General features: G+C 69.6%; 22 protein-coding genes. 12 read left to right on the top strand and 10 right to left on the bottom strand.

Features of this window, described 5'->3' with window-relative positions; all coding sequences use genetic code 11:
- Positions 1-5: 5 nt before the first annotated feature.
- The 4 genes from AC3IRM_RS00330 (at position 6) to AC3IRM_RS00315 (ending at position 5,046) form a co-directional block, all read left to right on the top strand.
- Entirely contained in the window at positions 6-809 is an 804-nt protein-coding gene (locus tag AC3IRM_RS00330; RefSeq protein WP_489204355.1) for a lysophospholipid acyltransferase family protein, read from the top strand.
- A gap of 59 nt (positions 810-868) precedes the next feature.
- Entirely contained in the window at positions 869-1,930 is a 1,062-nt protein-coding gene (locus tag AC3IRM_RS00325; protein ID WP_489205959.1) for a YheT family hydrolase, read from the top strand.
- A gap of 401 nt (positions 1,931-2,331) precedes the next feature.
- A complete protein-coding gene (locus AC3IRM_RS00320; protein WP_489204354.1) occupies positions 2,332-4,407 on the top strand; it encodes a tetratricopeptide repeat protein in 2,076 nt (691 codons plus the stop codon).
- A 21-nt stretch (positions 4,408-4,428) separates the two neighbouring features.
- Positions 4,429-5,046 carry a YbhB/YbcL family Raf kinase inhibitor-like protein gene (locus AC3IRM_RS00315; RefSeq protein WP_489204353.1) on the top strand — a complete coding sequence of 206 codons (618 nt, stop codon included), beginning with the start codon at positions 4,429-4,431 and terminating at the stop codon, positions 5,044-5,046.
- A 157-nt stretch (positions 5,047-5,203) separates the two neighbouring features.
- Here AC3IRM_RS00315 and AC3IRM_RS00310 read toward each other — a convergent pair whose 3' ends face one another.
- Positions 5,204-6,028, bottom strand: a complete 825-nt coding sequence (locus AC3IRM_RS00310; RefSeq protein ID WP_489204352.1) for a DUF4377 domain-containing protein — start codon at positions 6,026-6,028, stop codon at positions 5,204-5,206.
- A gap of 163 nt (positions 6,029-6,191) precedes the next feature.
- Here AC3IRM_RS00310 and AC3IRM_RS00305 point away from each other — a divergent pair, with 163 nt between their 5' ends.
- From AC3IRM_RS00305 to AC3IRM_RS00295, 3 genes are all read left to right on the top strand, one after another.
- On the top strand, positions 6,192-6,605 hold the full coding sequence (locus AC3IRM_RS00305; protein ID WP_489204351.1) for a VOC family protein: 414 nt from the start codon (positions 6,192-6,194) through the stop codon (positions 6,603-6,605).
- A gap of 35 nt (positions 6,606-6,640) precedes the next feature.
- Positions 6,641-7,048, top strand: a complete 408-nt coding sequence (locus tag AC3IRM_RS00300) for a VOC family protein (RefSeq protein ID WP_489204350.1) — start codon at positions 6,641-6,643, stop codon at positions 7,046-7,048.
- Positions 7,049-7,140: 92 nt separating this feature from the next.
- On the top strand, positions 7,141-8,421 hold the full coding sequence (locus AC3IRM_RS00295) for an RNA polymerase sigma factor (protein ID WP_489204349.1): 1,281 nt from the start codon (positions 7,141-7,143) through the stop codon (positions 8,419-8,421).
- Between the two features lie 46 nt (positions 8,422-8,467).
- Here AC3IRM_RS00295 and ubiB read toward each other — a convergent pair whose 3' ends face one another.
- The 4 genes from ubiB to oleD form a co-directional block, all read right to left on the bottom strand.
- Entirely contained in the window at positions 8,468-10,156 is a 1,689-nt protein-coding gene (ubiB, locus tag AC3IRM_RS00290; RefSeq protein ID WP_489204348.1) for a ubiquinone biosynthesis regulatory protein kinase UbiB, read from the bottom strand.
- Positions 10,153-10,797: a ubiquinone biosynthesis accessory factor UbiJ gene (locus tag AC3IRM_RS00285; protein ID WP_489204347.1), complete on the bottom strand. Its 645-nt coding sequence runs from the start codon at positions 10,795-10,797 to the stop codon at positions 10,153-10,155. The genes ubiB and AC3IRM_RS00285 overlap by 4 nt, the downstream gene beginning before the upstream one ends.
- A 148-nt stretch (positions 10,798-10,945) precedes the next feature.
- On the bottom strand, positions 10,946-11,104 hold the full coding sequence (locus tag AC3IRM_RS00280) for a DUF1328 domain-containing protein (protein ID WP_082387634.1): 159 nt from the start codon (positions 11,102-11,104) through the stop codon (positions 10,946-10,948).
- Positions 11,105-11,176: 72 nt separating this feature from the next.
- A complete protein-coding gene (gene oleD, locus AC3IRM_RS00275; protein ID WP_489204346.1) occupies positions 11,177-12,172 on the bottom strand; it encodes a 2-alkyl-3-oxoalkanoate reductase in 996 nt (331 codons plus the stop codon).
- A 182-nt stretch (positions 12,173-12,354) separates the two neighbouring features.
- Between oleD and AC3IRM_RS00270 the strand changes: the two genes are divergently transcribed.
- On the top strand, positions 12,355-13,461 hold the full coding sequence (locus tag AC3IRM_RS00270; protein WP_489204345.1) for a serine hydrolase domain-containing protein: 1,107 nt from the start codon (positions 12,355-12,357) through the stop codon (positions 13,459-13,461).
- Here the strand turns inward: AC3IRM_RS00270 and AC3IRM_RS00265 are convergent.
- Positions 13,445-15,028, bottom strand: coding sequence for a winged helix-turn-helix domain-containing protein (locus AC3IRM_RS00265; protein ID WP_489204344.1), 1,584 nt, complete (start codon positions 15,026-15,028; stop codon positions 13,445-13,447). The genes AC3IRM_RS00270 and AC3IRM_RS00265 overlap by 17 nt on opposite strands.
- Positions 15,018-16,682, bottom strand: coding sequence for an olefin beta-lactone synthetase (gene oleC, locus AC3IRM_RS00260; protein WP_489204343.1), 1,665 nt, complete (start codon positions 16,680-16,682; stop codon positions 15,018-15,020). Before oleC ends, AC3IRM_RS00265 begins: the two co-directional genes overlap by 11 nt.
- 78 nt (positions 16,683-16,760) lie before the next feature.
- Here oleC and AC3IRM_RS00255 point away from each other — a divergent pair, with 78 nt between their 5' ends.
- The 4 genes from AC3IRM_RS00255 (at position 16,761) to AC3IRM_RS00240 (ending at position 19,351) form a co-directional block, all read left to right on the top strand.
- Entirely contained in the window at positions 16,761-17,204 is a 444-nt protein-coding gene (locus tag AC3IRM_RS00255) for a hypothetical protein (protein WP_489204342.1), read from the top strand.
- Between the two features lie 88 nt (positions 17,205-17,292).
- Positions 17,293-17,730, top strand: a complete 438-nt coding sequence (locus tag AC3IRM_RS00250; RefSeq protein ID WP_489204341.1) for a rhodanese-like domain-containing protein — start codon at positions 17,293-17,295, stop codon at positions 17,728-17,730.
- Between the two features lie 80 nt (positions 17,731-17,810).
- The gene (gene secB, locus AC3IRM_RS00245; RefSeq protein WP_489204340.1) at positions 17,811-18,338 is read left to right on the top strand and encodes a protein-export chaperone SecB; all 528 of its coding nucleotides are present in this window, start codon (positions 17,811-17,813) and stop codon (positions 18,336-18,338) included.
- A 2-nt stretch (positions 18,339-18,340) separates the two neighbouring features.
- Complete coding sequence (locus AC3IRM_RS00240; protein WP_489204339.1) at positions 18,341-19,351, top strand: NAD(P)H-dependent glycerol-3-phosphate dehydrogenase; 1,011 nt, start codon at positions 18,341-18,343, stop codon at positions 19,349-19,351.
- A gap of 551 nt (positions 19,352-19,902) precedes the next feature.
- Here the strand turns inward: AC3IRM_RS00240 and AC3IRM_RS00235 are convergent.
- The 3 genes from AC3IRM_RS00235 to AC3IRM_RS00225 all read right to left on the bottom strand — a co-directional run bounded on the left by AC3IRM_RS00235 (position 19,903) and on the right by AC3IRM_RS00225 (position 21,932).
- Positions 19,903-20,481 carry an OmpO family porin gene (locus tag AC3IRM_RS00235; RefSeq protein WP_489204338.1) on the bottom strand — a complete coding sequence of 193 codons (579 nt, stop codon included), beginning with the start codon at positions 20,479-20,481 and terminating at the stop codon, positions 19,903-19,905.
- A gap of 244 nt (positions 20,482-20,725) precedes the next feature.
- The gene (locus AC3IRM_RS00230) at positions 20,726-21,193 is read right to left on the bottom strand and encodes a tRNA (cytidine(34)-2'-O)-methyltransferase (RefSeq protein ID WP_489204337.1); all 468 of its coding nucleotides are present in this window, start codon (positions 21,191-21,193) and stop codon (positions 20,726-20,728) included.
- A 34-nt stretch (positions 21,194-21,227) separates the two neighbouring features.
- Positions 21,228-21,932 carry an SDR family oxidoreductase gene (locus AC3IRM_RS00225; RefSeq protein WP_489204336.1) on the bottom strand — a complete coding sequence of 235 codons (705 nt, stop codon included), beginning with the start codon at positions 21,930-21,932 and terminating at the stop codon, positions 21,228-21,230.
- Positions 21,933-22,103: the final 171 nt, after the last annotated feature.

The raw sequence follows: 22,103 nt of genomic DNA, 5'->3' as shown, positions 1-22,103 counted from the left end.
CACCGATGAGTGCTTCTTCCATTCGCGCCGTCGCCGGCGACACGCCGGCGCGCGTGTTGCGTTACTGCGTGCGTGTGCCGCTGCTGCTGTGGCACCTGGGCATCCATCTGCCGATCCTGCTGCTCTCGATGCTGCCGCCAATCGGGCGACGTCGCCTGCGCAGCGGCGAGCGTGTCGACCACCGCATGATCCGCTGGTGGCAGGGCCTGCTGATGTGGATCTTCGGATTCCGGCTATCACGTACGGGCACGCCACTGCCGGGCGCTGTGTTGTTCGTCGCCAACCACGTGAGCTGGGTCGACATCGTCGCGCTGCACAGCCAGCGCATGGTGGGCTTCGTCGCCAAGCGCGAGATCGCGGACTGGCCGGTGGTCGGCTGGCTGGCCGCGCGCGGCGAGACGATCTTCCACCAGCGCGGCAGCACGGAATCGCTGGGCGGCGTGCTTGGCGAAATGGTGGCGCGACTGCGCGACGGGCGGCCGGCCGCGGTGTTCCCGGAAGGCCGTGCGCGCGACGGCGAGGTCGTCGGTCCGTTCCATGCGCGCATCTTTCTGGCGGCCGTGGACGCCGATGTCCCGGTCCAGCCGGTCGCGCTGCGTTACGGACGGCACGGTTCGGCGCAGACCATCGTTGCCTTCGGTCCGCGCGAATCGTTCGTCGCCAATTTCGTGCGTCTGCTGGGCGAACCCGCGCGCGATGCCGAGGTGATGTTCCTCGAGCCGATCCTGCCCGGCAGTGGGGAAGGCCGCCGACGTCTGGCCGAGGTCTCGCGCGCGCGCATCGTCGCGGCCCTGGACGCACGCGATTGAATCCCGTGCGCCCGTCACTGGAACCGGATGGAGATGGTCCCGCCGTCGACGGCATCCGCGTGAATGGCAGCGACTATGCGCCGCCGCTGTGGTTGCGCAATCCGCACCTGCAAACGGCGCTGGGCAGCAGCCAGTGGCGGCGACGCCGCGGTGCGCAGGCACTGGCTGCTACCGGCGCGGTGACCACCGAGCATCTTGTCGACGGCGGCGAAGGCGTGCGGCTGCACGGGCTGCACAGCAGGGTGCCGGGACGCGAGCCCCGCGGACTCGTCCTGCTGCTGCATGGGTGGGAAGGCAGCAGCGAATCGAGCTACATGCGCCAGACCGCCGCGCAGATGCTGGCACTCGGCTATGCGGTGTTCCGGCTGAATTTCCGCGACCACGGCGACAGCCACCACCTCAACGAAGCGATCTTCCATTCCAACCGCATCGATGAGGTGGTGCATGCGGCGGTCGACATCGCCGCGCGCTTCGACCCCCGGCCGATGCTCGCAGCCGGCTACTCGCTGGGCGGCAATTTCGCGCTGCGGCTCGCACTGCGGGCACCCGCGGCCGGCCTGCAGCTGGCCGGCATCGCCGCGGTCTGTCCGGTGATCGACCCGGCGCGCACGATGCTGCAGATGGAGCGTGGTCACTACCAGCTGTACCTGCGCCACTTCGAACGCACCTGGCGGGCCTCGCTGCGACGCAAGCGTGACCTGTTTCCGGATCACCTCGATGTCGACGACGCCACGCTGAGTCTCGGCCTGCGCGACCTCACCGACTGGCTGGTGCGCACGCATACCGACTTCGGCACGCTCGACGACTATTTCGACGGCTACTCGGTGGCCGGCGACCGGCTGTCGTCCCTGCAGGTGCCGGTCGACATCCTGATGTCGGCGGATGATCCGGTGATTCCCCTCGACGCCTTCCACGCACTGGCGCTGCCGGCGAATGCACGTCTCGAGATCAGCCGCTGGGGCGGGCACTGCGGGTTTCTGATCGACCGTCATCTCGACGGCTTCGCCGAGCGCTGGGTGGCCGCGCGACTGGACACCCACGCCGATGCGGCCCGGACCGCGTCGGAGCGCACGAAACTGGCCACGGCGATCCATGCGGGCACGCACGTGTCGGGGGGTTGAGGGCGTCGCTCGCACGGCGTGGGCGGACCACGCGCCTGGGGTCATGACCACACGATTTCATGCCGGGCGTTCGGCCTCTGACGCTTCGACTCGGCGCGTCTTCGTGAGGCGTACAGCGGCACGGCCATCGTCCCGGCGCAGGCTGCGAGCCCTGCTCGATCGCCGGATGACGGGTCACCCAGTCTGATTGCGGGTGGCCGCAGCGTCGCCGGCCCTGATCGGAGATCACGGTGGGTCCCGACACCCGCTGGGGCGACGGCTTGCGAGTGTCGTGCGCATCAACGGGCGCCCGCACGCGGCGTCACTTCGGGCTGCCGTGATCCACGCTTCGAACCCGCCCGACCCCGCCCGCTACAATGGCCGGCCTTGCCTTTGGTCGGCTTCGCGCCCGGATATCCAGCATGTCGCAACAGATCTACCAAGCCCTGCACCGCGGCGCGAACGCCGAAGCCGCCACGCTCGCCCGCCAGGCCATGAGCGAGGGGCACCAGGACATCGGGACGCTGAGCGCCGCCGCACTCGCGTTCCGCGCGATCGGCGAACGCGAGACCGCGCTGTCCACGATCGACGCCGCGATCGCGCAGATGCCCGACGATGCGGAGCTGCATTTCCTGCGCGCCGGCATGCTGCTCGACACGCAGGACCTGTCCGGCGCCCAGGCCGCGCTGGCGCAGACGGTCGCGCTCGATCCCAACCAGTTCGGCGCCTATGTCGTGCAGGCGCAGATGGCGATCGGCCGCAATGATTTCGACGACGCCGAGCGCCAGAGCAAGCTGGCCGCACGCGTCGCACCGGAGCATCCGTGGACGCTGATGCTCGAAGGCGTACTGGCCTCGCGCCGCGGCGACCACGACCGTGCACTGAAACTGCTGTCCGCGGCATCGAAGGGCGCGCCGGACGATCTGCAGGTGATCAGCGCGCTGGGCTTCGCGTATCTCGCCAAAGGACACTTCGCGTTCGCCGAGCAGTCGTTCCGCCGCCTGATCGAGAAGACCGGCCAGGTGCAGTTGCACGGCCTGCTTGCGCAGATCGTGCTGCAGCAGGGGCGCCCGGCCGAAGCGGCCGACGCACTCGCCGTGCTGCTGGCCGATCCCGCGCACGCCACGCCTGCGCTGCAGGCGTTCGCAGGCGAGCTCGAACTGCAGGCCAAGCGCTTCGATCGCGCGAAGCCGCTGCTGCAGGGTGCCTTCGCGGCACATCCCGATTCGCGTCGCGCCACCAACGGCGTGCTGCTGTTGTGGGAGGCGACCGGCAACACCGAGGAGACGCAGGCCACGCTCGATGCTGCGCTCGAGCAGAGTGCCGAGTGGGATCATCTGTGGGTCGCGCGACTGGCCATGGAAACGTTCGGCAGCGAGGCCGCGCATGCGATCGTGGCGCGCTGGAACACGGCGCGTCCCGATCATCTGCCGGCGCTGCAGGCACAGCTCGCGCTGGAGGCGGGCACCGGAGCACACGAGGCGTCGGAAGCGACCGCGCGCAGGATCACGGCGCTCGAGCCCGGCCACGGCATCGCCAACGAGCTGCTGTTCAACCGACTGCTGGCACGCGATCCCGCTGCAGCCGTCAGCTACGTCGAAGGCCTGCTGGCAGCCGCCACGCCGCAGGCACGTCCGATTCTCCGCCGCTGGATCGGTATGGCGCAGGACGCGGCGGATCGTCCGCACGACGCGATCGCCACGTGGCTCGCGTCCAGTGTCGAACAGACGGCGCAGGTCGGTGCACCGCCCGCGCCGATTGCGACGCCGGCGCGCTGGCCGGAGATGGGCACTGTCGTCGAAGGCGCACGTGCACCGGCGGTGTTCCTCTACGGCGCGCCGGGCGCCCAGGTGGACCGCATCGCCAACGTGCTGCAACGCGCCCTGCCCGAGTTCCGCGCCGACCGCTTCTCGACCGCGGTCCAGGATCCGTTCCAGGACACCAACGTGCCCGCACGCCTGGCGCAAGGCGCGTTCACCGCCGAACAGATCGCCACCGGCTGGATCTCGCAACTGCCCGCCCGCGGCATCGGTGCCAACGGCGCGGTCATCGACTGGATTCCGTTCTGGGACAACGCCTGGCTGCTGGCGCTGCGTCCGCAGCTGCCGCACGCACGCCTGCTGTTCGCGCTGCGCGATCCGCGCGACATGCTGCTGGAGTGGTTCGCATTCGGCGCGCCGATGGCGTTGCGTATCAGCGATGCCGACTCGGCCGCGCAGTGGCTGGCCGCGCACCTGTCGCAGATCGCCGACATCATCGAGCAGGACCTGTTCCCGCACACCGTGGTGCGCACCGACGCGCCTGGCGAGGATCTCGAACGCCTGGCCGCCCGGTTCGCCGAGGCGCTCGGCGTGCCCGCGTTCCCGACCCCGCCGCGCGAACTGCTGGGCCCCGACCGCATTCCGGCCGGTCGCTGGCTCGCGTATCGCGAGGCATTGGCCGGCCCGTTCGCCACGCTGACGCCGGTCGCGGTGCGTCTGGGCTACCGTCAGGACTGATCCTCAACCCGCGGAGACATCATGCGACTACAGAGCGACAGTTTCGAACAGGGCCAGCCGATCGCGGCGACGTTCGCCGTCGGCGCGCCCGACGGCTTCGGCGGCAACCGTAATCCGCATCTCGCCTGGGACGACGTGCCCGCAGGCACGCAATCGTTCGCGCTGCTGTGCCTCGATCCCGACGCCCCGACCGATCCGTCACTGGCGGGCAAGGCCGGCGTCGAGATTCCGGTCGACCACCCGCGCGGCAGCTTCGTGCATTGGGCGGTGGTCGACCTGCCGGCCGATCTGCGCACGATTGCCGAAGGCAGTGCCAGCGACGGCGTGACCAAGGGCGGCAAGCGCAATCCGCCCGGCCCCGCCGGCGCGCGCCAGGGCCTCAACGATTACACCGGCTGGTTCGCCGGCGATGCGGAGCTGGCCGGCGACTGGGTCGGCTACGACGGCCCCTACCCGCCGCCGAACGACCTGCGCACGCACCGGTATTTCTTCCGCCTGTTCGCCCTCGATGTCGCCAAACTCGACGTGCCCGAACGCTTCACCGCCAACGACGTGCTGCGCGCGGTGCAAGGCCATGTGCTGGCCGAAGCCACGACCTGGGGCAGCTACGCGCTGCATCCGAAGGCCGCGGCGGTCTGATCAACCGCGCGCGTTGCCTGGTCGCTCCCAGCCAGCCGCCCACCTGAGCCCGAGAGCCCCTCTCCCACCGGGAGAGGGGTTGGGGTGAGGGCAACAGGTCGCTTGAACCCGGCATCGAGCAGGAGACCCGTCGCTCGCTGTGCGCAAACGCGCCGATTCAGCGCGCCACAGTCTCCGACTCCACCACCATGTCCAGCACGTAGGCCTGCGACGGCGCATCGGCCGGCGGATCCGCCACGTCGAAGCGCTGCACGCGCACGACATTGCGCACGCCGTCCTCGAAGGTGAAGCCCTCGATGTCCTGGTACAGCGGCGCCCACGCGGCGTCGCCCGGCGAACGTACCCCCTCGTCGTCGTACTGCACTTCGCGCATCTGCAGGCAGCGGTGGTCGGGGATCAACGGGTGGTTGCAGGCCACGCGCTCGGGCGCGATTTCCAGGAACACCGTCTCGCCGTCACCGCCATAGCGCGTGGCTGGCGTGGGCACACCCTCGAATGCAAGCACGCCGCCATCGTCGAGCTGCAACGTGAGTCGCGGTGGCTCGCCGGCGGTCAACGCGATGCGATGCGTGCCGGGCAGACGCTGGCCGATCTCGCGCTCGCGCGCGGTCAGCTGTGCGTCGGTGCAGGCCATCATCGTGGAGATCACCTGGTCGACGGTCAGGCGGTCGTCATCGAGCGACACGTTCGCACCCATGCGGTTGCAGACGTTCGACACGCTCAAGCCGCTGTCGGCGAAGTCCAGCTGGAGCGGCGCGCCGTCGCCATCGAGCAGCGCGTCGATGCGCGTGCCACGGTGTCCGGTCGCATCGACCAGACGCCAGTGGTACGCCTCGAGCGTCTGCGCATGATCGGCGGGCGCGGCGTCTGGAATCGCCTCGGTGGCGGCCTGCGCTGACGGTGCGGCGCCGTCTTCGGACGGCGTGGACCCGCCACAGGCGGCCAGGGCGAGCGGCAACAGCAAGATCAGGGGGCGGCGCATCGGCGTCTCCTCGGTGCGGAACTGGACGGGCAGCTTAACGGGCGGGTCCGGAACGCGTCGTGTGGGCAGGTCTGCATTCCGGGATCACGACGATGTCGATTTCCGGAGCACTGGTGCGTCGTTCCAATGACACCGCCGGCCGGCGGCCTTTCGAGGACATCCGATGCGCATCGATCCCTACCTGTATTTCGACGGCACCTGCGCCGAAGCCTTCAAGACCTACGCCGCGCTTCTGGGCGGTGAGCCGATGCTGATGCCCTACGGCGACGCGCCGCCCTGCCCCGACCGCGAGGCCACCGCGCCCGATCGGATCATGTATGGCCATCTCGCGATCGGCGATCAGTTCCTGATGGCCTCCGACGTGCCGCCGGGCACGCCGTTGCCGACGGCGCCCCATGCGTTCGTCAATCTGGGCGTCGACAGCGACGCGGAGGCCGAGCGCATCTTCGCCGCGCTGTCGCAAGGCGGTGAAGTCCGTGCGCCGATGGCCGAGACCTTCTTCGCACACCGCTTCGGCATGGTCGTCGACCGCTTCGGCACAGGCTGGATGGTGATGCGTTCGAAACAGGGTTGCTGAGTCGTTTCCACCATCCACTACACAGGCACACCGCCATGCACCGTCCCCAGATCTACGTGAACCTGCCGGTCGAGGATCTCGACCGCAGCGTGCGATTCTTCACCGCGCTCGGCTTCGCCTTCGATCCCCGGTTCACCAACGAGAACGCCACTGCGATGATCATCGGCGAGGACAGCTTCGTCATGCTGCTGGTCCGCCCGTTCTTCCAGACCTTCACCGCCAAGCCGCTGGGTGCGCCGGCACACGTCGGCGCGATCATCGCGCTGTCGCAGCCCGACCGCGCGTCGGTCGATGCGATCGTCGCGAAGGCGCGCGCCGCCGGCGGCACGGTGCCGACCGCGCCGGTCGATCACGGCTTCATGTACCAGCACGCGTTCGAGGATCCCGACGGGCAACTCTGGGAAGTGATGCACATGGACATGGCCGCCTTCTCCGCGACGTGAGCGCGGCGCGATGCGCGTCGCCGCAACACCTTGCACGCCCGCGCCGCAGCGCGGCTTGCCCGGCGGCGTCCGGGGTGCTGTCATCGCCGCCCATGGACACGGCCACCCTGCATCGCACGATCGAAGCGCTCTGGCGCGACGAGGTGCCGAAAATCATCGGCGGGCTGATGCGCGTGGTGCGCGATCTCGATCTCGCCGAGGAACTGGCGCAGGACGCGCTGGTCGCCGCGCTCGAACGCTGGCCGCGCGACGGCCTGCCGGACAATCCGGGCGCGTGGCTGATGACCACCGCGCGTCACCGCGGCATCGACCGGCTGCGGCGCGGACAGCGATTCGATGTGCACCACGCGGAACTGGCGCGCGAGACCGAGGAGGCGCAGCGCGACGCCGATGCGCGCGCGCAGGACGCGCTCGACGACGTGATCGGTGACGACGTGCTGCGGCTGATGTTCGTGGCCTGCCATCCAGCGCTGACCGTCGAATCGCAGGTCGCGCTGACGCTGCGCCTGATCGGTGGCCTGACCACCGACGAGATCGCGCGTGCGTTTCTGGTGCCTGAAACGACGATCGCCCAGCGCATCGTCCGGGCCAAGAAGACCATCGCAAAAGCCGGCACACCGTTCGACATGCCACAGCGCGCGGACCTGCCGGGACGGCTGTCGGCGGTACTGCACGTGCTGTATCTGGTGTTCAACGAAGGCCATGCCGCCAGCAGCGGCGACGACTGGGCGCGACCGGACCTGTGCGCCGAAGCGTTGCGACTGGCGCGCGTGCTGGCGATGCTGATGCCGCACGAGCCCGACGTGCATGCGCTCGTCGCACTGATGGCGCTGCAGGCCTCGCGGCTCGATGCGCGCACCGGCGCGGACGGACAGCCCGTGCTGCTGCCCGACCAGGACCGCGCGCGCTGGGATCGCGGACTGATCGAGGTCGGCCTCGCGTCACTTGCGCAGGCACAGGCCGCGCGCGGTCATGGGACGCCCGGCGGCTACGAATTGCAGGCTGCGATCGCCGCCTGCCACGCGCTGGCGCCGACCGCAGCCGACACCGACTGGCCGCGTATCGCCGCGCTGTACGGCCAGTTGCTCATGCTGACGGGTTCGCCGGTCGTCGCGCTCAACCGCGCGGTCGCGATCGGCATGGCCGCCGGCCCGGCCGCCGCATTGCCGCTGGTCGATGCGCTGGCCGGCGACGACACGCTGGCCGACTACCACCTGTTGCCGGGTGTGCGCGGCGATCTGCTGGCGAAGCTCGGGCGGCATGCGGATGCAGCCGCTGCGTTCGAACGCGCGGCCTCGCTGGCGCGCAACCCGCGGGAGCGGGAGTGGTTGGGTGGGCGGGCTGCAGAGTGTCGGGCGCGGGGCAGTGCTTGAGCACGCCCCCGCGTGCGGGGGGGCTGAAGCGCCGTGACGCGCCGGCTCAGTCCCGCAGATACACCGGCGCGCGCCGCGGCCAGGCCGCCAGCAGCGCCCACAGCCCGCCGACGCCCGCGACCCAGGTCGCCACCGGCAGCCCGACGAAGCTCGGACCGCCCGCTTCCAGCGCGTACAGCACCGCGGCGACGATCAGCAGGCCGACACCGAGGATCGCGGCGACCATGCGTTTCTGCATGCCCTGCATCGTCGCGGTCAGCGCGGCGAGGTCGTCGGAGCGCATGCGCAGTTCGTGGCGGCCTTCGACCTGCTGCTTGAGCCAGCCGTGCAGCAGGCGCGGCATGTCCGGCGCCTGGGTGATCAGTTCCGGCAGGCGGTCGCGGAATTCGCGGCCCAGCCGCTGCGGGCTGTAGCGCTCGACGAGGATGCGCTCGAGCACGGGACGCGCGACCGCCCAGATGTCGAGCTTCGGGTCGAGCAGGCGACCGATGCCTTCGATGCTCAGCAGCGTTTTCTGCAGCAGGATCAACTGCGGCTGCAGCGTGAGCTGGTAGCGCTGCGCGGTGCGGAACAGTTTGCCGAGCACTTCGCCGAGCGAGATCTCCGACAGCGGCCGGGTGAAATACGGCTCGCACACCGAACGCACCGCGGCTTCGAGTTCGTCGATGCGGATGTGTCCCGGCATCCAGCCGGCCTGGATGTGCAGCTCGGCGATGCGCCGGTAATCCTGGCGGAAGATCGCCATGAAGTTCTCGGCGAGGTAGTACTGATCCTCGCGCGAGAGCTGGCCCATGATGCCGAAGTCCAGCGCGATGAAACGCGGATTGGTCTTGCGGTCCGGATCGACCCAGATGTTGCCGGCGTGCGCGTCGGCGTGGAAGAAATTGTCGCGGAACACCTGCGTGTAGAACACGCGCACGCCCTTGGCCGCGAGCGCCTTGCGGTCGATGCCGGCCGCGTCGAGGGCGGCGATGTCGTCGCTGGGAATGCCGTGCACGCGCTCGAGGGTGAGTACGCGCTGGGTTGTGCGCTCCCAGACGGGCGCGGGCACGTAGAGATCCTGCGAGCCGGTCCAGAACCGACGCAGCACCGAGGCGTTCGCACCTTCGCGTTGCAGGTCGAGTTCGGCGGCCAGCGTGTTCTCGATCTCGGCCACGACTTCGCGCGGGCGGATCTTGTCGGCGTTGGGATGGGTGCGGTCGACCAGCGCGGCGAGATTCTTCAGCAGCGCGACGTCGGCGGCGATCTGCTTCTCGATGGTGGGGCGCAGCACCTTGACCACGACCTCGCGGCGCGGGTTGCGCTCGTCGGCCGGCAAGGTCGCGGCGTGCACCTGGGCGATCGAGGCCGATGCCAGCGGCGTGGTGTCGAAGGCTTCAAAGGCCTGCGCGATCGGCATGCCGAGTTCGCGCTCGATGATCGCCTGTGCCTGCGCGCCATCGAAGGGCAGCACGCGGTCCTGCAGCAGGGCGAGATCGTCGACGATGTCGGGCGGCACGAGATCGCGGCGGGTCGAGAGGATCTGTCCGAATTTGACGAAGATCGGTCCGAGCTCCTGCAGCGCCAGCCGCAGTCGTGCACCGCGTGACTGCGCGGCGATGTCGGCCGAGGCGCGCGGCACGAACGGGCGCGCGAGCTTGAGCCAGCGCTCGGCCGGCGTGCCGTCGAACAGATCGTCGAGGCGATAGCGCAGCAGCACGCGGCCGATACGCGAGGCGCGCAGCAGACCTTTCATGCAGCCGGCCCGCGCGCGAGGCGCGAGATGCGCGCAGAAAGGCGCTCGACATCGTCGCGCAACACGTCGACGTCGTCGTTGAAGGCCTCGAGTTCGTCGCGTCCGAGCACGTCGCGCGATTCCTCGGTCACGTATTCCACTGCGCTCTCGGTCAGCGTGCGCCCCAGCCCCTGCGCCTGCTGCAGCGCGCTGGCGAACGCATTGGCGATCTGCACGCCGATGATCTCGCCGAAGACCCCGACGAACGGCTTCTGCCAGTCGGGATCGAAACGCCCCGCGAGCTTCTGCAGGCGCCGCGCGAGTTCGGCATCACCCGACACCCGCACCTTGCCGATCGGCGGCGCATCGTCGCGGCGCAGGAACGGCAGTTGCGACAGCACCCCGGCGATCGTCGTGCGCACCGCGAGATCGGGCTCGACGGCGTCGTCGACCGGGCCGACGCGCAGGCGCTCGCCGTCGACGCGAAGTTCCAGCGCGATCGGAGGCGATGCGAGGGTCAGCGCGATGCGCTGCCCGTCGAGTCCGGCGAGCGCAGTGCGCGTGTCGGCATCGAGCGCGAGCGCCTGGTTGAGCGCGGTTTCCAGCGCGCGTCCGGCGATCGGCTTGAGTGCCGCGAAAGGAGAAGGAGGGAATCCGGCCATGGCCGCATTGTAGCGGCCGATCCCGCAGCGCCGCCGTCGTCGTGCGAACTGCGAGCCGTCCTCTCACGGACCACAGGGGAACTGGTTTCCCCAAAAGAAAACGCCCGCCGGAAGGCGGGCGTTTCGAATCACGTATCGGACTGGGACGTTACGGTCCGCGGCCACGCAGCATCGAGATCACGGCCAGGATCAGGAACACGACAAAGAGGATCCAGGCGATGTTGGTGGCGGCGCCGGCGACACCACTGAAGCCAAGAACACCGGCAATGATGGCGACGACAAGAAAAATGACTGCATAACGAAGCATGGGTGGTCTCCTGATTCCCGTGAGCGGTTCGGGGGCTACCCTATGCCCGCTCAGGTCGCGATCAGGTGACGGTCAGGTGCCTGTCCAAGAATTTCTCAGGCGGGTGAGTCCGTCGTGAAGCGAAACCCGCGGCACATAGCCGAAATCGCGCGTCGCCGGCGCCATGTCGTACCAGTGCGTGGTGCTCAACTGCTCGGCGAGAAACCGGGTCATCGGTGGCTCGCCGTCGAGACGCAGCACAGGCCAGACCGATTCGCAGATCGCACCGATCACGTAGGCGGCGCCAAACGGAATCGTCTTCGTGACCTGCGGTGCACCGGCTGCGGCCAGCAGCGCGTTGACGATCTCGCGAACGGTCGTCGGCTCGCCGTTGCTGATGAAGTAGGCGCGACCCGCGCAGGCGGCGCCCGGCGCCAGATGCTCGAAGGCGTCGAAGTGCGCCTGCGCCGCGTTGTCGATATACGTGGTGTCGATGCGGTTCTCGCCGTCGCCGACGAAGCGCAGCCGGCCGGCCCGTGCGCGCTCGGCCAGCCGCGGCAGCAGTTGCTGGTCGCCGGGTCCCCAGATCAGCCGCGGCCGCAGCGCGACCGTCGCGAGGTCCGGGCCGTTGGCGGCGAGCACGGCCTGCTCGGCGATCTTCTTGGTCGTCGCGTACGGCGCCTTGAAGTCCTCGCCATAGGGCACGGTGTCGGCGGTGCCGCCTTGGACCGGGTGCGTCGCCCGGTGGGTCACGCTGGGCGTGGAGGTGTACACCAGCCGGCCGATGCCGTGCGCGCGGCAGGCGTCGAGCACGTTCTGCGTGCCGACGACATTCGCCAGGTGGTAGCTCTCGTAGCTGCCCCAGGCGCCGGCCTTGGCGGCGTTGTGGAAGATCGCGTCCATGCCTTGGGCCGCGTTCCGCACCGCATCCCCGTCGGCAAGATCGCCGCGGACCTGGCGCACGCCGATCGCATCGAGCTCCGGGTAGTGCCCGCGATTGAAGCTGGTGACATCAAAGCCGCGTTCGACGAGGCCGCGGCACAGGGCCTGACCGAGGAAGCCGCCGCCACCGGTGACCAGGATCCGCATTGCCGACTCCATACGCTGCAGGGCCGCCCACGATAGCGAGGCATGCTGCGATTGGCGACGCGCCGCTGCGATCGACGGCTGCAAGTACCTGATCCGCCTGCACTTCAGAATTCTTCATTCGCCTGTCAGGCACTTCATCCGGGATCCGGGTGCAGTGCGGCTCCCTCGACCGGAGTCCGTCCATGCAACCGCTCACCCGCTTCGTACTGCCTGCCCTGCTCGTCCTGTCCGCCGCGAACGTCCAGGCGTCCTCACCTTCGCCCGACACCGACTGGCCGCTCGCCGATGCCGGCGCACGCGGCTGGAACACCGACCGTCTGGCCGCACTGGACGCGGCCATCGCCGGCGGCGAAGCGCCCGACACCACCAGCGTGCTGATCGTCCATCGCGGCGCGCTGGTCCACGAGACCTACTTCAACGGCGCCGACCGGCAGACGCTGCACAACACCCGTTCGCTGACCAAGAGCGTGACCGGGCTGCTGGTCGGCGCCGCGATCGACCGCGGGCTGATCGACGGGGTCGATGCCCCGGTGCTCGGCTTCTTCCCCGACCGCACGCCGGCCCATCCCGGTGCGTTCAAGACCGCGACCACCGTCGAGGACCTGCTGACGATGAGCGCGCAGTGGGAATGCGACGACAACAACGAGTTCTCGTCCGGCCACGAGGAGCGGATGTACGTCAGCGCGGACTGGATCCAGTTCGCGCTCGATCTGCCGCAGCGTGGCTATCCCGCGTGGACCACGCGCCCGGCCGACAGCCCGCACGGCCGCGCGTTCGCCTACTGCACGGCGAATGCGTTCCTGCTCGGCGCGATCGTCGAGCGCGCCAGCGGGATGTCGCTGGACCGGTTCGCCGCCGACGTGCTCGAGCGCCCGTTGGGGATCGAGGATTCGCGCTGGCATCAGTCCTCGGACGGGACCGGCATGGGCGGTGGCGGCACCGAATACCGCAGCCGTGATCTGGCGAAGCTCGGACAGCTGATCACGGATGGCGGCCGCTGGCACGGCCGGCAGATCGTGTCGGCCGACTGGGTGCGGGCGATGGCCAAGGTGCACGCGCAGACGCCGTTCGATGCCGACTACGGCTACCAGATGTGGCGCTTCCCGTTCAAAGCGGGCGACCGGCAGGTGCACGCCTGGGCGATGTCCGGCAACGGCGGCAACTATGTGTTCGCGGTGCCGGAGTCGCAGCTGGTCGTGGTGATCACCCGCACCCGCTACAACCAGCGCGGCATGCACGCCGAATCGCAGAAGCTGTTCGCCGACTACGTGCTCAGCGCGATGCCGTGACCGCATCGTCCGGCAACCGGCCGGACGCCTGCACCGCCGCGCGTTCGGCGGCGAGCGCGGTGTCGATGCGGCGCAGTGCGGCGTCGAACGCCGGCGCGGCGCGCAGCTCGTCGAACAGCGGCGACACGCGCAGATAGCCGGCATTGCGGAAGCCGGCGGCCACCGCGGCATCGAGTGCGTCGAATGCAGCGGCCCGGTCGCCGGCCAGAGCCTGCAGCAAGGCGGCTTCGACACCCTCGAAGGGATCGCCGCCGCCGGTCAGGCCGCTGCGCAATGCATCGGCGCGGGCGTGCAGCGCGGCGGCGTCGGGCGACGCCTCGCTGCCGACGATCCACGCCATCGTCTGCGGCAGGCTGGCATGGGGCTTGAGCGCGCGCGCCTGCTGCACGGCGTCGCGGGCAGCATCAGCATCGCCGCGCAGAACCGCGAGTTCCGCGGCCAGCAGAGGCAGGCCGGCGTGCTCGGTGCCGCGCGACATCGCCTGGGTCAACGCCGCCTGCGCCTCGTCGATGCGGCCGTGTTCGTAGAGGAACGTGGGCCAGGCGAGGTTGGAGAACACGTTGTCCGGATACAGCTGGAAGCTGCGCCGATACCGCGCCTCGGCCGCGGCGGTGTAGCCGAGCAGATCGAGGTTGGAGGCGATCTGCAGTTCGAGGAAGCGCACTTTCTCCGGCGCGCGCACGTCCAGATTCGCGGCCAGCGCTTCGGCGATGCGGCCTTGCCGTGCCTGCAGATACGCCGCCGATGCGCGACTGCCGTCGGCAGCGGGATCGAGTGCCACGGCCTGCGTGTAGCCGGCCAGCGCCGCGGCAATGTCGCCACGGCAGTCGTGCGCATATGCGAGCGCGGCATGCGCGGCCGAGACATCCGGTTCGCGCGCGATCACCGCTTCGGCCAGCGCCAGCGCCTGCGCCGCATCCTCGGCGTCGCCGCTGTAGAGACACAGACGTGCGCTGTAGGCACGGCTCAGGCCCAGCTGCGCCTCACTGTCGTCCGGCGATTCCTGCAGCCGCTGCCGGTACAGCGCGATCGCGCGTTCGTTGTTCGCGGGCTGGCCGATGGCGGCGTAGTACGCAGCGCGTTCCAGCAGCGGCGAGGCGACCGGTGTTTCCGCGCGCGGCCATTGCCACCAGAGCAGCACGCCGAGCACCAGCAGCGTCAGCGCCAGCAGCCCGGCGATGCGCAGTGCACGCGGCTGTTCTGCGGTTGCAGGCGCGGCCGCCGTCACCGGATCTTCGATCAGCGGTTCGCTGCATAGCTGATAGCCCTGCCCGCGCACCGAACGCACATAGCGCGGCTGCCGGCCGTCGTCGCCCAGCGCCTGGCGCAGCAGGCGCACGCGCTGGGTCACGGTTTCCTCGCCCACATGCGCGGGCGCCCACACGCGCTCGATCAGTTCGTCGAAGCCGACCACGCGCGTGCCCTGCCCCAGCAGCACATGCAGCAGCCGGAAGCTGAGGCCGGCGACATCCAGCACCTGTCCGCCGTCGCGGACCACGCGTTGCCGCGCGACATCGATGCGCAGATCGTCGAGCCGGTAATGCGCAGGCGCGGGGTCAGCCGACACGCGTCGCCGCCCACGCGGCCAGGGTCTCGCGGCCGATCTTCGCGTTGTGGCGGATGTCGACCGGGAAGCCGGGATGGAACAGCACGCGCTCGATGCGGCCGGTGTGGACGAAGCCTTCGCCGATGTGGCGCAACTCGTCGGCGATGCGCGCCTGTTCGGTCTTCGCGACACCGGCTTCCAGCTCCACGCACAACACCGGCGTCTGGTTCGCCTTCGCGCCGACGCCGACCAGCGCGGTGCGCCGCACGTCGGGGTGCACGTTGAACACGGGTTCGACCTGCTCGGTGCACAGCGTGCCGGTGGCGGTGACCACGCGGTGGCCCTTGCGGCCGCAGAACCACAAGCGCCCTTCGGCATCGAAATACCCGAGGTCGCCCATGCGGTGGACGATGCGCGTGCTGCCGTCGGGCAGCGTCTCGGTGATCTTCGCCAGGCGCGTCTGCGCGTCGCGGTTGAAATAGGTATCGGTGGCGCTGGGCCCGGCGACGGTGATCTCGCCGACCTGCGCGCCGGGCACGCACAGCGTGTCGGACCACGCGGGAATCGCGTCGTCATCGACCCGGATGATGCGCACCTCGTTCGGCGGCACCGGACGACCGACGCAGGTGCCGGCGCCGTGCTCGGTGCGCGTGCGCAGTTCGAGCAGTTCGCGGCCTTCGATGACCGCGACCGGCAGGCACTCGGTGGCGCCGTAGGGCGTCCAGAAGCGGGCGTCGTCGGGCAGCAGTTCGAGGATCTTCGCGACCGTGTCCGGCGGCACCGGCGCGCCGGCCGAGGTCACGCGGCGCAAGGTCGGCATCGGCTGGCCATGCGTCGCGAGCACGCCCATCAAGGCGGGGGATCCGAACAGCTGGTCGACGCCGAAGCGTTCGATCGCCGCATGCAGCTTGCGCGGGTCGGCCTTGGCCGGCTGCGTGGGATCCATGTCCGGAATGATCGAGGTCAGCCCGAGCGCCGGATCGAACAGCGCGAACGGCGGGAACGTCGGCAGATCCACGCCGCCGGCGCCGATGCCGAACGCATCGCGCAGCATGTCGATCTGCGCGGCGAAATGGCGATGCCGGTAGACCACGCCCTTGGGCACGCCGGTCGAGCCGCTGGTGAAGAGGATCGCGGCGACATCGTCGCCGGCCGTCGCCGCAAGTTGCGGGCCGGCGCCGGCGCCCGCGCGTTCCACATCCGCCAGCGTGGCATCGCTCAGCAACGCCCAGCGCCCGGTGGTGATGCGCACGCGCGCCGAGGTTGCCCAGCGCAGCAGCACGCGTGCGACCTGCGCCAGCGGAATGCCGATGAAGGCCTCGGGCTGCGCTTCGTCGAGACACTGCTTCAGCGCGCGCCTGTCGATGCCGGGATCGACCAGCACCGGCACCGCGCCGGCCTTGAACAGGGCGAACATCAGCAGGAAGAACTCGGGCGTCGGCCGCACCATCAGCACCGTGCGCGTGCCGCGGACGATGCCGCGCGCGGCGAGTCCGGCGGCGATCGCATCGCTGCGCGTATCGAGCGCGCCATAGGTCAGCGTGTGCGCATCGCCGTAGCGGCCGTCGGGGCCGGGACACCGCATCGCGATGCGCTCGGGCGCGGCCTGCGCCAGCCGCGGCAATGCGCTGGCGATGTTGACCGTGGCGGCCGGGGAAGAAGTGTCGACATCCATCGCGCAGAGGATACCGGCAGCCGCACACGCGCCGGCCGCGGCGGCTACGATGGCGGCCTCACGATTCGAGACCCTGCCATGCGCGCGACTCCCGGCCGTCCGTTCCTGTTCCGCACGCAGGTCGCCCTGCTGATGCTCGCGCTGCTGGTCCTGCTGCCCGGCTGCGCCAGCACCCGCAAGCAGGGCACGGCCCTCGAACGCGCCCAGTACGCATGGACCGGCGCGGTGCGCTGGAACGACATGAAGACCGCCTGGCACCTGGTCGACCCCGAATACCGCACCGCGCACCCGGTCAGCGAACTGGATTTCGCCCGCTACGAGCAGGTGCAGGTCACCGGCTACCGCGAAACCAGCGCGACAGCCGGCCCGGACGAGGCGATGCGCGAGATCCAGATCGGCGTGATCAACCGCCACACCATGGCCGAGCGCACCGTGCGCTACACCGAGCGCTGGCGCTGGGATGCGGCCGCCGGCACCTGGTGGATCGTCGACGGGCTGCCGGACTTCTGGGCCGGCGAATGATCCCGCCAGGCCCGCATCTGCCGCCCGCCGCCGGGCGGTCGCGGTGGTGTGCGACAATCGCCGCCCGCCGACGCACCGCGATCCATCCGTGAATTTCGAAGAACTTCTGGCCTTCCTGGGCCGCAACCAGATGCTGTCGCTGATCCTCGCCGCTTTGACGGTGGCGATCGTCTTCAACGAGATCTCGCGCCTGTTCCGCGGCTTCAAGGTCCTGCGGCCGGCCGAGCTGACCGTGCTGGTCAACCGCGACAATGCGCTGGTCGTCGACCTGCGCCCCGCCGCCGACTTCGGCAAGGGCCACATCCCGGGCTCGAAGAACGTGCAGATGAGCCAGTTCGACCCCGAGAGCAAGCAGCTCGCACCTGCCAAGGCGTTGCCGGTCGTGCTGGTCTGCAAGACCGGCAGCACCGCCAGCGATGCCGCCAAGCGCCTGAAGAAGGCCGGCTTCGAGAACGTGTACGTGCTCGACGGCGGCATCGGCGGCTGGCTGCAGGCCGACCTGCCGCTGGTCAAGGGCCGCGGCTGAGCGCAGCGGGCCCGTCTCACCGGACTGCCATAATCGGCCATCCGTCTTAACCCAACCTCTTTCCGCTGGAGTCGACCCACATGTCCGAAGAACAGGCCACCAACGGCGCCAATGGCGCAGCCCCCGCGCAGCCGGCCGGCGCGCAGTTCAGCGTCGAGAAGATCTACGTCAAGGACGTCTCGTTCGAGTCGCCCAAGTCGCCGGCGATCTTCAACGAGCAGGCCCAGCCGCAGCTCAACATGAATCTCAACCAGAGCGTGCAGCGCGTCGGCGACAACGCGTTCGAAGTCGTGCTGGCGATCACCCTGACCTGCACCACGGGCGAGGACAACGCCAACACCGTGTACGTCGCCGAAGTGAAGCAGGCCGGCGTGTTCGGTCTGGCCGGTTTCGACGGCAACACCCTCGACGCGCTGCTCGGCACCCAGTGCCCGAACGTGCTGTACCCGTATGCGCGCCAGCTGATCGGCGAGCTGATCCAGGCCGGTGGCTTCCCGCCGTTCCTGCTGCAGCCGATCAACTTCGACGCGCTCTATGCCGAAGGCCTGCGTCAGCGCAGCCAGCCGGGCAACGAGCAGCCGACGACCGACCAGATCGGCAACGCCTGAGCGTGACCGATCGCAAGACCGCGGTCGCGGTGCTGGGCGCGGGCTCCTGGGGGACCGCGCTCGCCTCGCTGATCGCACGCAACGGGCACCCCACCACGCTGTGGGGCCGTAACGCGGACCAGATCGAGGCGATCGACCAGCGCCACGAAAACCCGCGTTACCTGCCGGGCATCCCGCTGCCGCACAACCTGCGCGCGACCACCGATCTGGCCCATGCCCTCGACGGCGTCGGCCTGATCCTGGTCGTCGTGCCGTCGCACGCCTTCGCCGAAACCTTGGAACTGCTGGCGCCGCTGCGCCCCAAGGGCGTCGGCGTGTCGTGGGCGACCAAGGGCTTCGAACCCGGCTCGGGTCGATTCCTGCATGAAGTGGCAGGCGCCCTGGTCGGCGAAGACGTGCCGCTGGCCGTCGTCACCGGTCCGTCGTTCGCCAAGGAAGTCGCGTCCGGCCTGCCGACCGCGATCACCGTGCAGTCGGACGATGCCGACTTCGCCCAGACCGTCGCCGACGTGCTGCACGGTCCGACGTTCCGCGCCTACACCGGCACCGACATGCGCGGCGCCGAACTCGGCGGCGCGATGAAGAACGTGCTCGCCGTCGCCACCGGCGCGGCCGATGGCATGGAGCTGGGCCTCAACGCCCGCACCGGCCTGATCACCCGCGGTCTCCACGAGATGCTGCGCCTCAACCAGGCGATCGGCGGCCGCGCGGAAACCCTGATGGGTCTCGCCGGTCTCGGCGATCTGGTGCTGACCTGTTCCGGCGATTTGTCGCGCAACCGCCGGCTGGGCCTGGCGCTGGGCCGCGGCGAGAAGCTCGAAGACGCGGTGCGCGCGATCGGCCAGGTGGTCGAATCGGTGCAGACCGCCGACGAGGTCATGCGTCTGGCCGAACGCCACGGCATCGAACTGCCGATCTCGAGCAACGTCCGCGCCGTGCTGCATGGCGAAATGACGCCGGCCGAAGGCCTGGCGCGTTTGATGGCGCGCGAGCAGAAGCCCGAGTTCGAATAACGGGCCGTAGGCCCGACCAAGGCCCCTCTCCCTCTGGGGTGAAGAGGCGCGTTTGCGAGCCACAGGCTCGTGCGTCGATGAACGTCCTCGCGTCAGCGCGAGGGCCGGGGGCGCGGAGCGCGGGGGGACCATCCGCAGAGCGGATGGTGGGGTGAGGGCAGCGCGAACCTGCTTCCACCTTCGGAAACTCAAGCGAGATCCCGAGACGTACCCCTGAACGTTATCCCGGCGATAGCCGGGCGTGCTTTTCGATAGCGCGAAGCGCTGGTCATCCAGCAACTCTGCATGCACCGCGCACTTGCTCCAGGCATCGCGTTCAATGCGCTTTCGTCCTCTCGACGTCCGGCATCGAGCTCGAAGTCACTGGATCCCGGCCATCGCCGGGATGACGGCGACTGGGCGTTCCGGGCCGTCTGACATACGCGCTGGTCAGCGAATCGCTCAGCCAAAAAAGAACCCGACCATTGCTGGCCGGGTTCTGGCGATGTCCGGGAGAGAGAGGCGCCGGGGAAGCGCTGGGGACCGGACACCGCGGGGGAGCGGTGATGTGCTTACCAGGTCAGACGCGGACCCACGAACCACTGGGTGTCGCCACCCTTGATCAGCTTGATGTCGCCGGCGACGCCGAAGTTCGGATTGAACTTCCACTGCGCGCCGAGGCGGCCGTAGAACTCGCTGTCGAAGCCGCTGTCGAGATCTTCGTATCCGGCCAGTGCGTAGCCTTCCAGCGCCGGCAGCAGCGCTGCGCGCGCGCCGACTTCGACCGAATACCCGTCGGCCTCGAGGCCGCGGCCGAAATCCAGCTTCTGGTAGGCCACGCGGGTCAGCAGGTCGGTGCGCGGCGAGACTTCATGGTTGTAGCCGACGCCCAGACGCCACTGGTCGCGGTCGAGCGGGCTGTTGTCGATGCTCTCGCGGGTGTAGTCGCCGAAGGCGTGGAAGTTCGGGAGGAACGCAGCAGAACCGCGGAGCGACCAGCCATCGGAATCAGCGCTCGGGTTGACCGGCGCGACGTCGGACCTGCTGGCCGAGTAACCGCCTTCGACGTAGTTGTAGGAGAGGCCTTCGGCGGCGTTCGCGGCGAAGGGGAGCGCGGCGGCGAGGGCTGCGATCGGCAGAAGGTGCTTCATTCCGTGTCTCTCTCCAACCGGATCCTCCGTGGAGTCCGGCGCTTCTGGGCGTTGCCGTTGCGGTGGAAAAATGCCGGCCCGGGTGACAGGGAGGGGATGCGCTTCGAGGGGAGGGGAAGCACGATCACCCGGGCCGGTAGAGTGCATTCTCGACCTGCGCGTGCAACCCGCGCTGAATATTGAACTCTCAAGTACAGGAACTTTTGGCGCGCCGTTCAGGTCGGCGCTGCACCGCCCGGGTAGGTCAGAGATCGCCGCCCGCGTAGCCCTGCTGCCGCCACGCCTCGAACACGACCACGGCGACCGCGTTCGACAGGTTGAGGCTGCGGTTGCCCGGCTGCATCGGCAGGCGCAGGCGCTGCCCGTCCGGCACGCGGCCGAGCACGTCGTCGGGCAGGCCGCGGGTCTCGCTGCCGAACAGGAATGCATCGCCCGGGGCGAATGCAGGTGCATCGAAGCGGACGCTGTTGCGCGTGCTCAGCGCGAACAGCCGCGCAGGTTTGATCGCGGCGAGCGCGGCGTCGAGATCGTCGTGGACCTGCAACGTTGCGTACTCGTGGTAGTCGAGGCCGGCGCGGCGCAGGTTGCGGTCGTCGAGATCGAAGCCCAGCGGCCGCACCAGATGCAGCCGCGCGCCGGTATTGGCGCACAGCCGGATCACATTGCCGGTGTTGGGCGGAATCTCGGGCGTGTGCAGGATGACGTCGAACATGGACCGGTCCGGGCTGCGGGCCGGCCATTGTCGGCTACCAGGGCAGCGAAGCGCCGGTCCAGTCGAGGAAACAGCCGCTGTCTTCGGGGCCGAGCCCGGCGATCACCTTGCGCAGCCCGGCGACCGAGTCCTCGGGCACTTCGCGCGCCTGGGCACCGCCCATGTCGGTCTGCACCCAGCCCGGATGCAGGGCGACGACAACGATGCCGCGCTCGCGCAGGGCGTGCGCCAGTTGCACAGTCGCCATGTTCTGCGCGGCCTTGCTGATCGCGTAGCTGGGCGTGCCGAAGCGGCCGGTGTTGGCGATCGATCCGAGCTGGGAGGACAGGTTGGCGACGCGTGCGCCATCGATGAGCAGCGGTGCCAGCGCCTGGGTCAGCAGCAGCGGGCCGGTGACATTGATGCGCAGGCTGTCGTCGAGCGTCTCGGCGCGCAGCGTGCCGAAGCGCTCGCCGCTGTGCAGCACGCCGGCGTTGTTGATCAGCACGCCGATGCGTGCGCTCTCGCCTGCGGCCAGCGGCCATTCGCGCACCAGTTCGTCGCGCGAGCGGGCGTCGCCGACATCCAGCGGCAGCACTTTCAGATGACCGGGATGTTCGGCGGCGAGATTGTTGAGCGCGGTCGCTTTGCCGGGCTGGCGGCAGGTTGCGACGACGCGTGTGCCGTCGGCCAGCAGCTGGCGGACGAATTCAAGGCCGAGGCCGCGGTTGGCGCCGGTGACGAGGGTCCAGTGGGTCATGACGTGCGGCTCTCGGGTAGGAACAGATTTCGATGCTAGTCGCGCCGGGGTGAGGATCAGGCGGGTAGCGTCCGATATACACCTCTCCCTTTGGGAGAGCGCCTGCCCCGGACCTGATCCGGGGTCGACGCGCGGCAGCGCGTCGGGTGAGGGCTGTGGGCTTCGCCGGTC

The organism is Luteimonas sp. KH_071, assembly GCF_057838005.1.
Note: the sequence above shows the minus strand (reverse complement) of the source record. Positions and strands in the feature narration are given on the sequence as shown.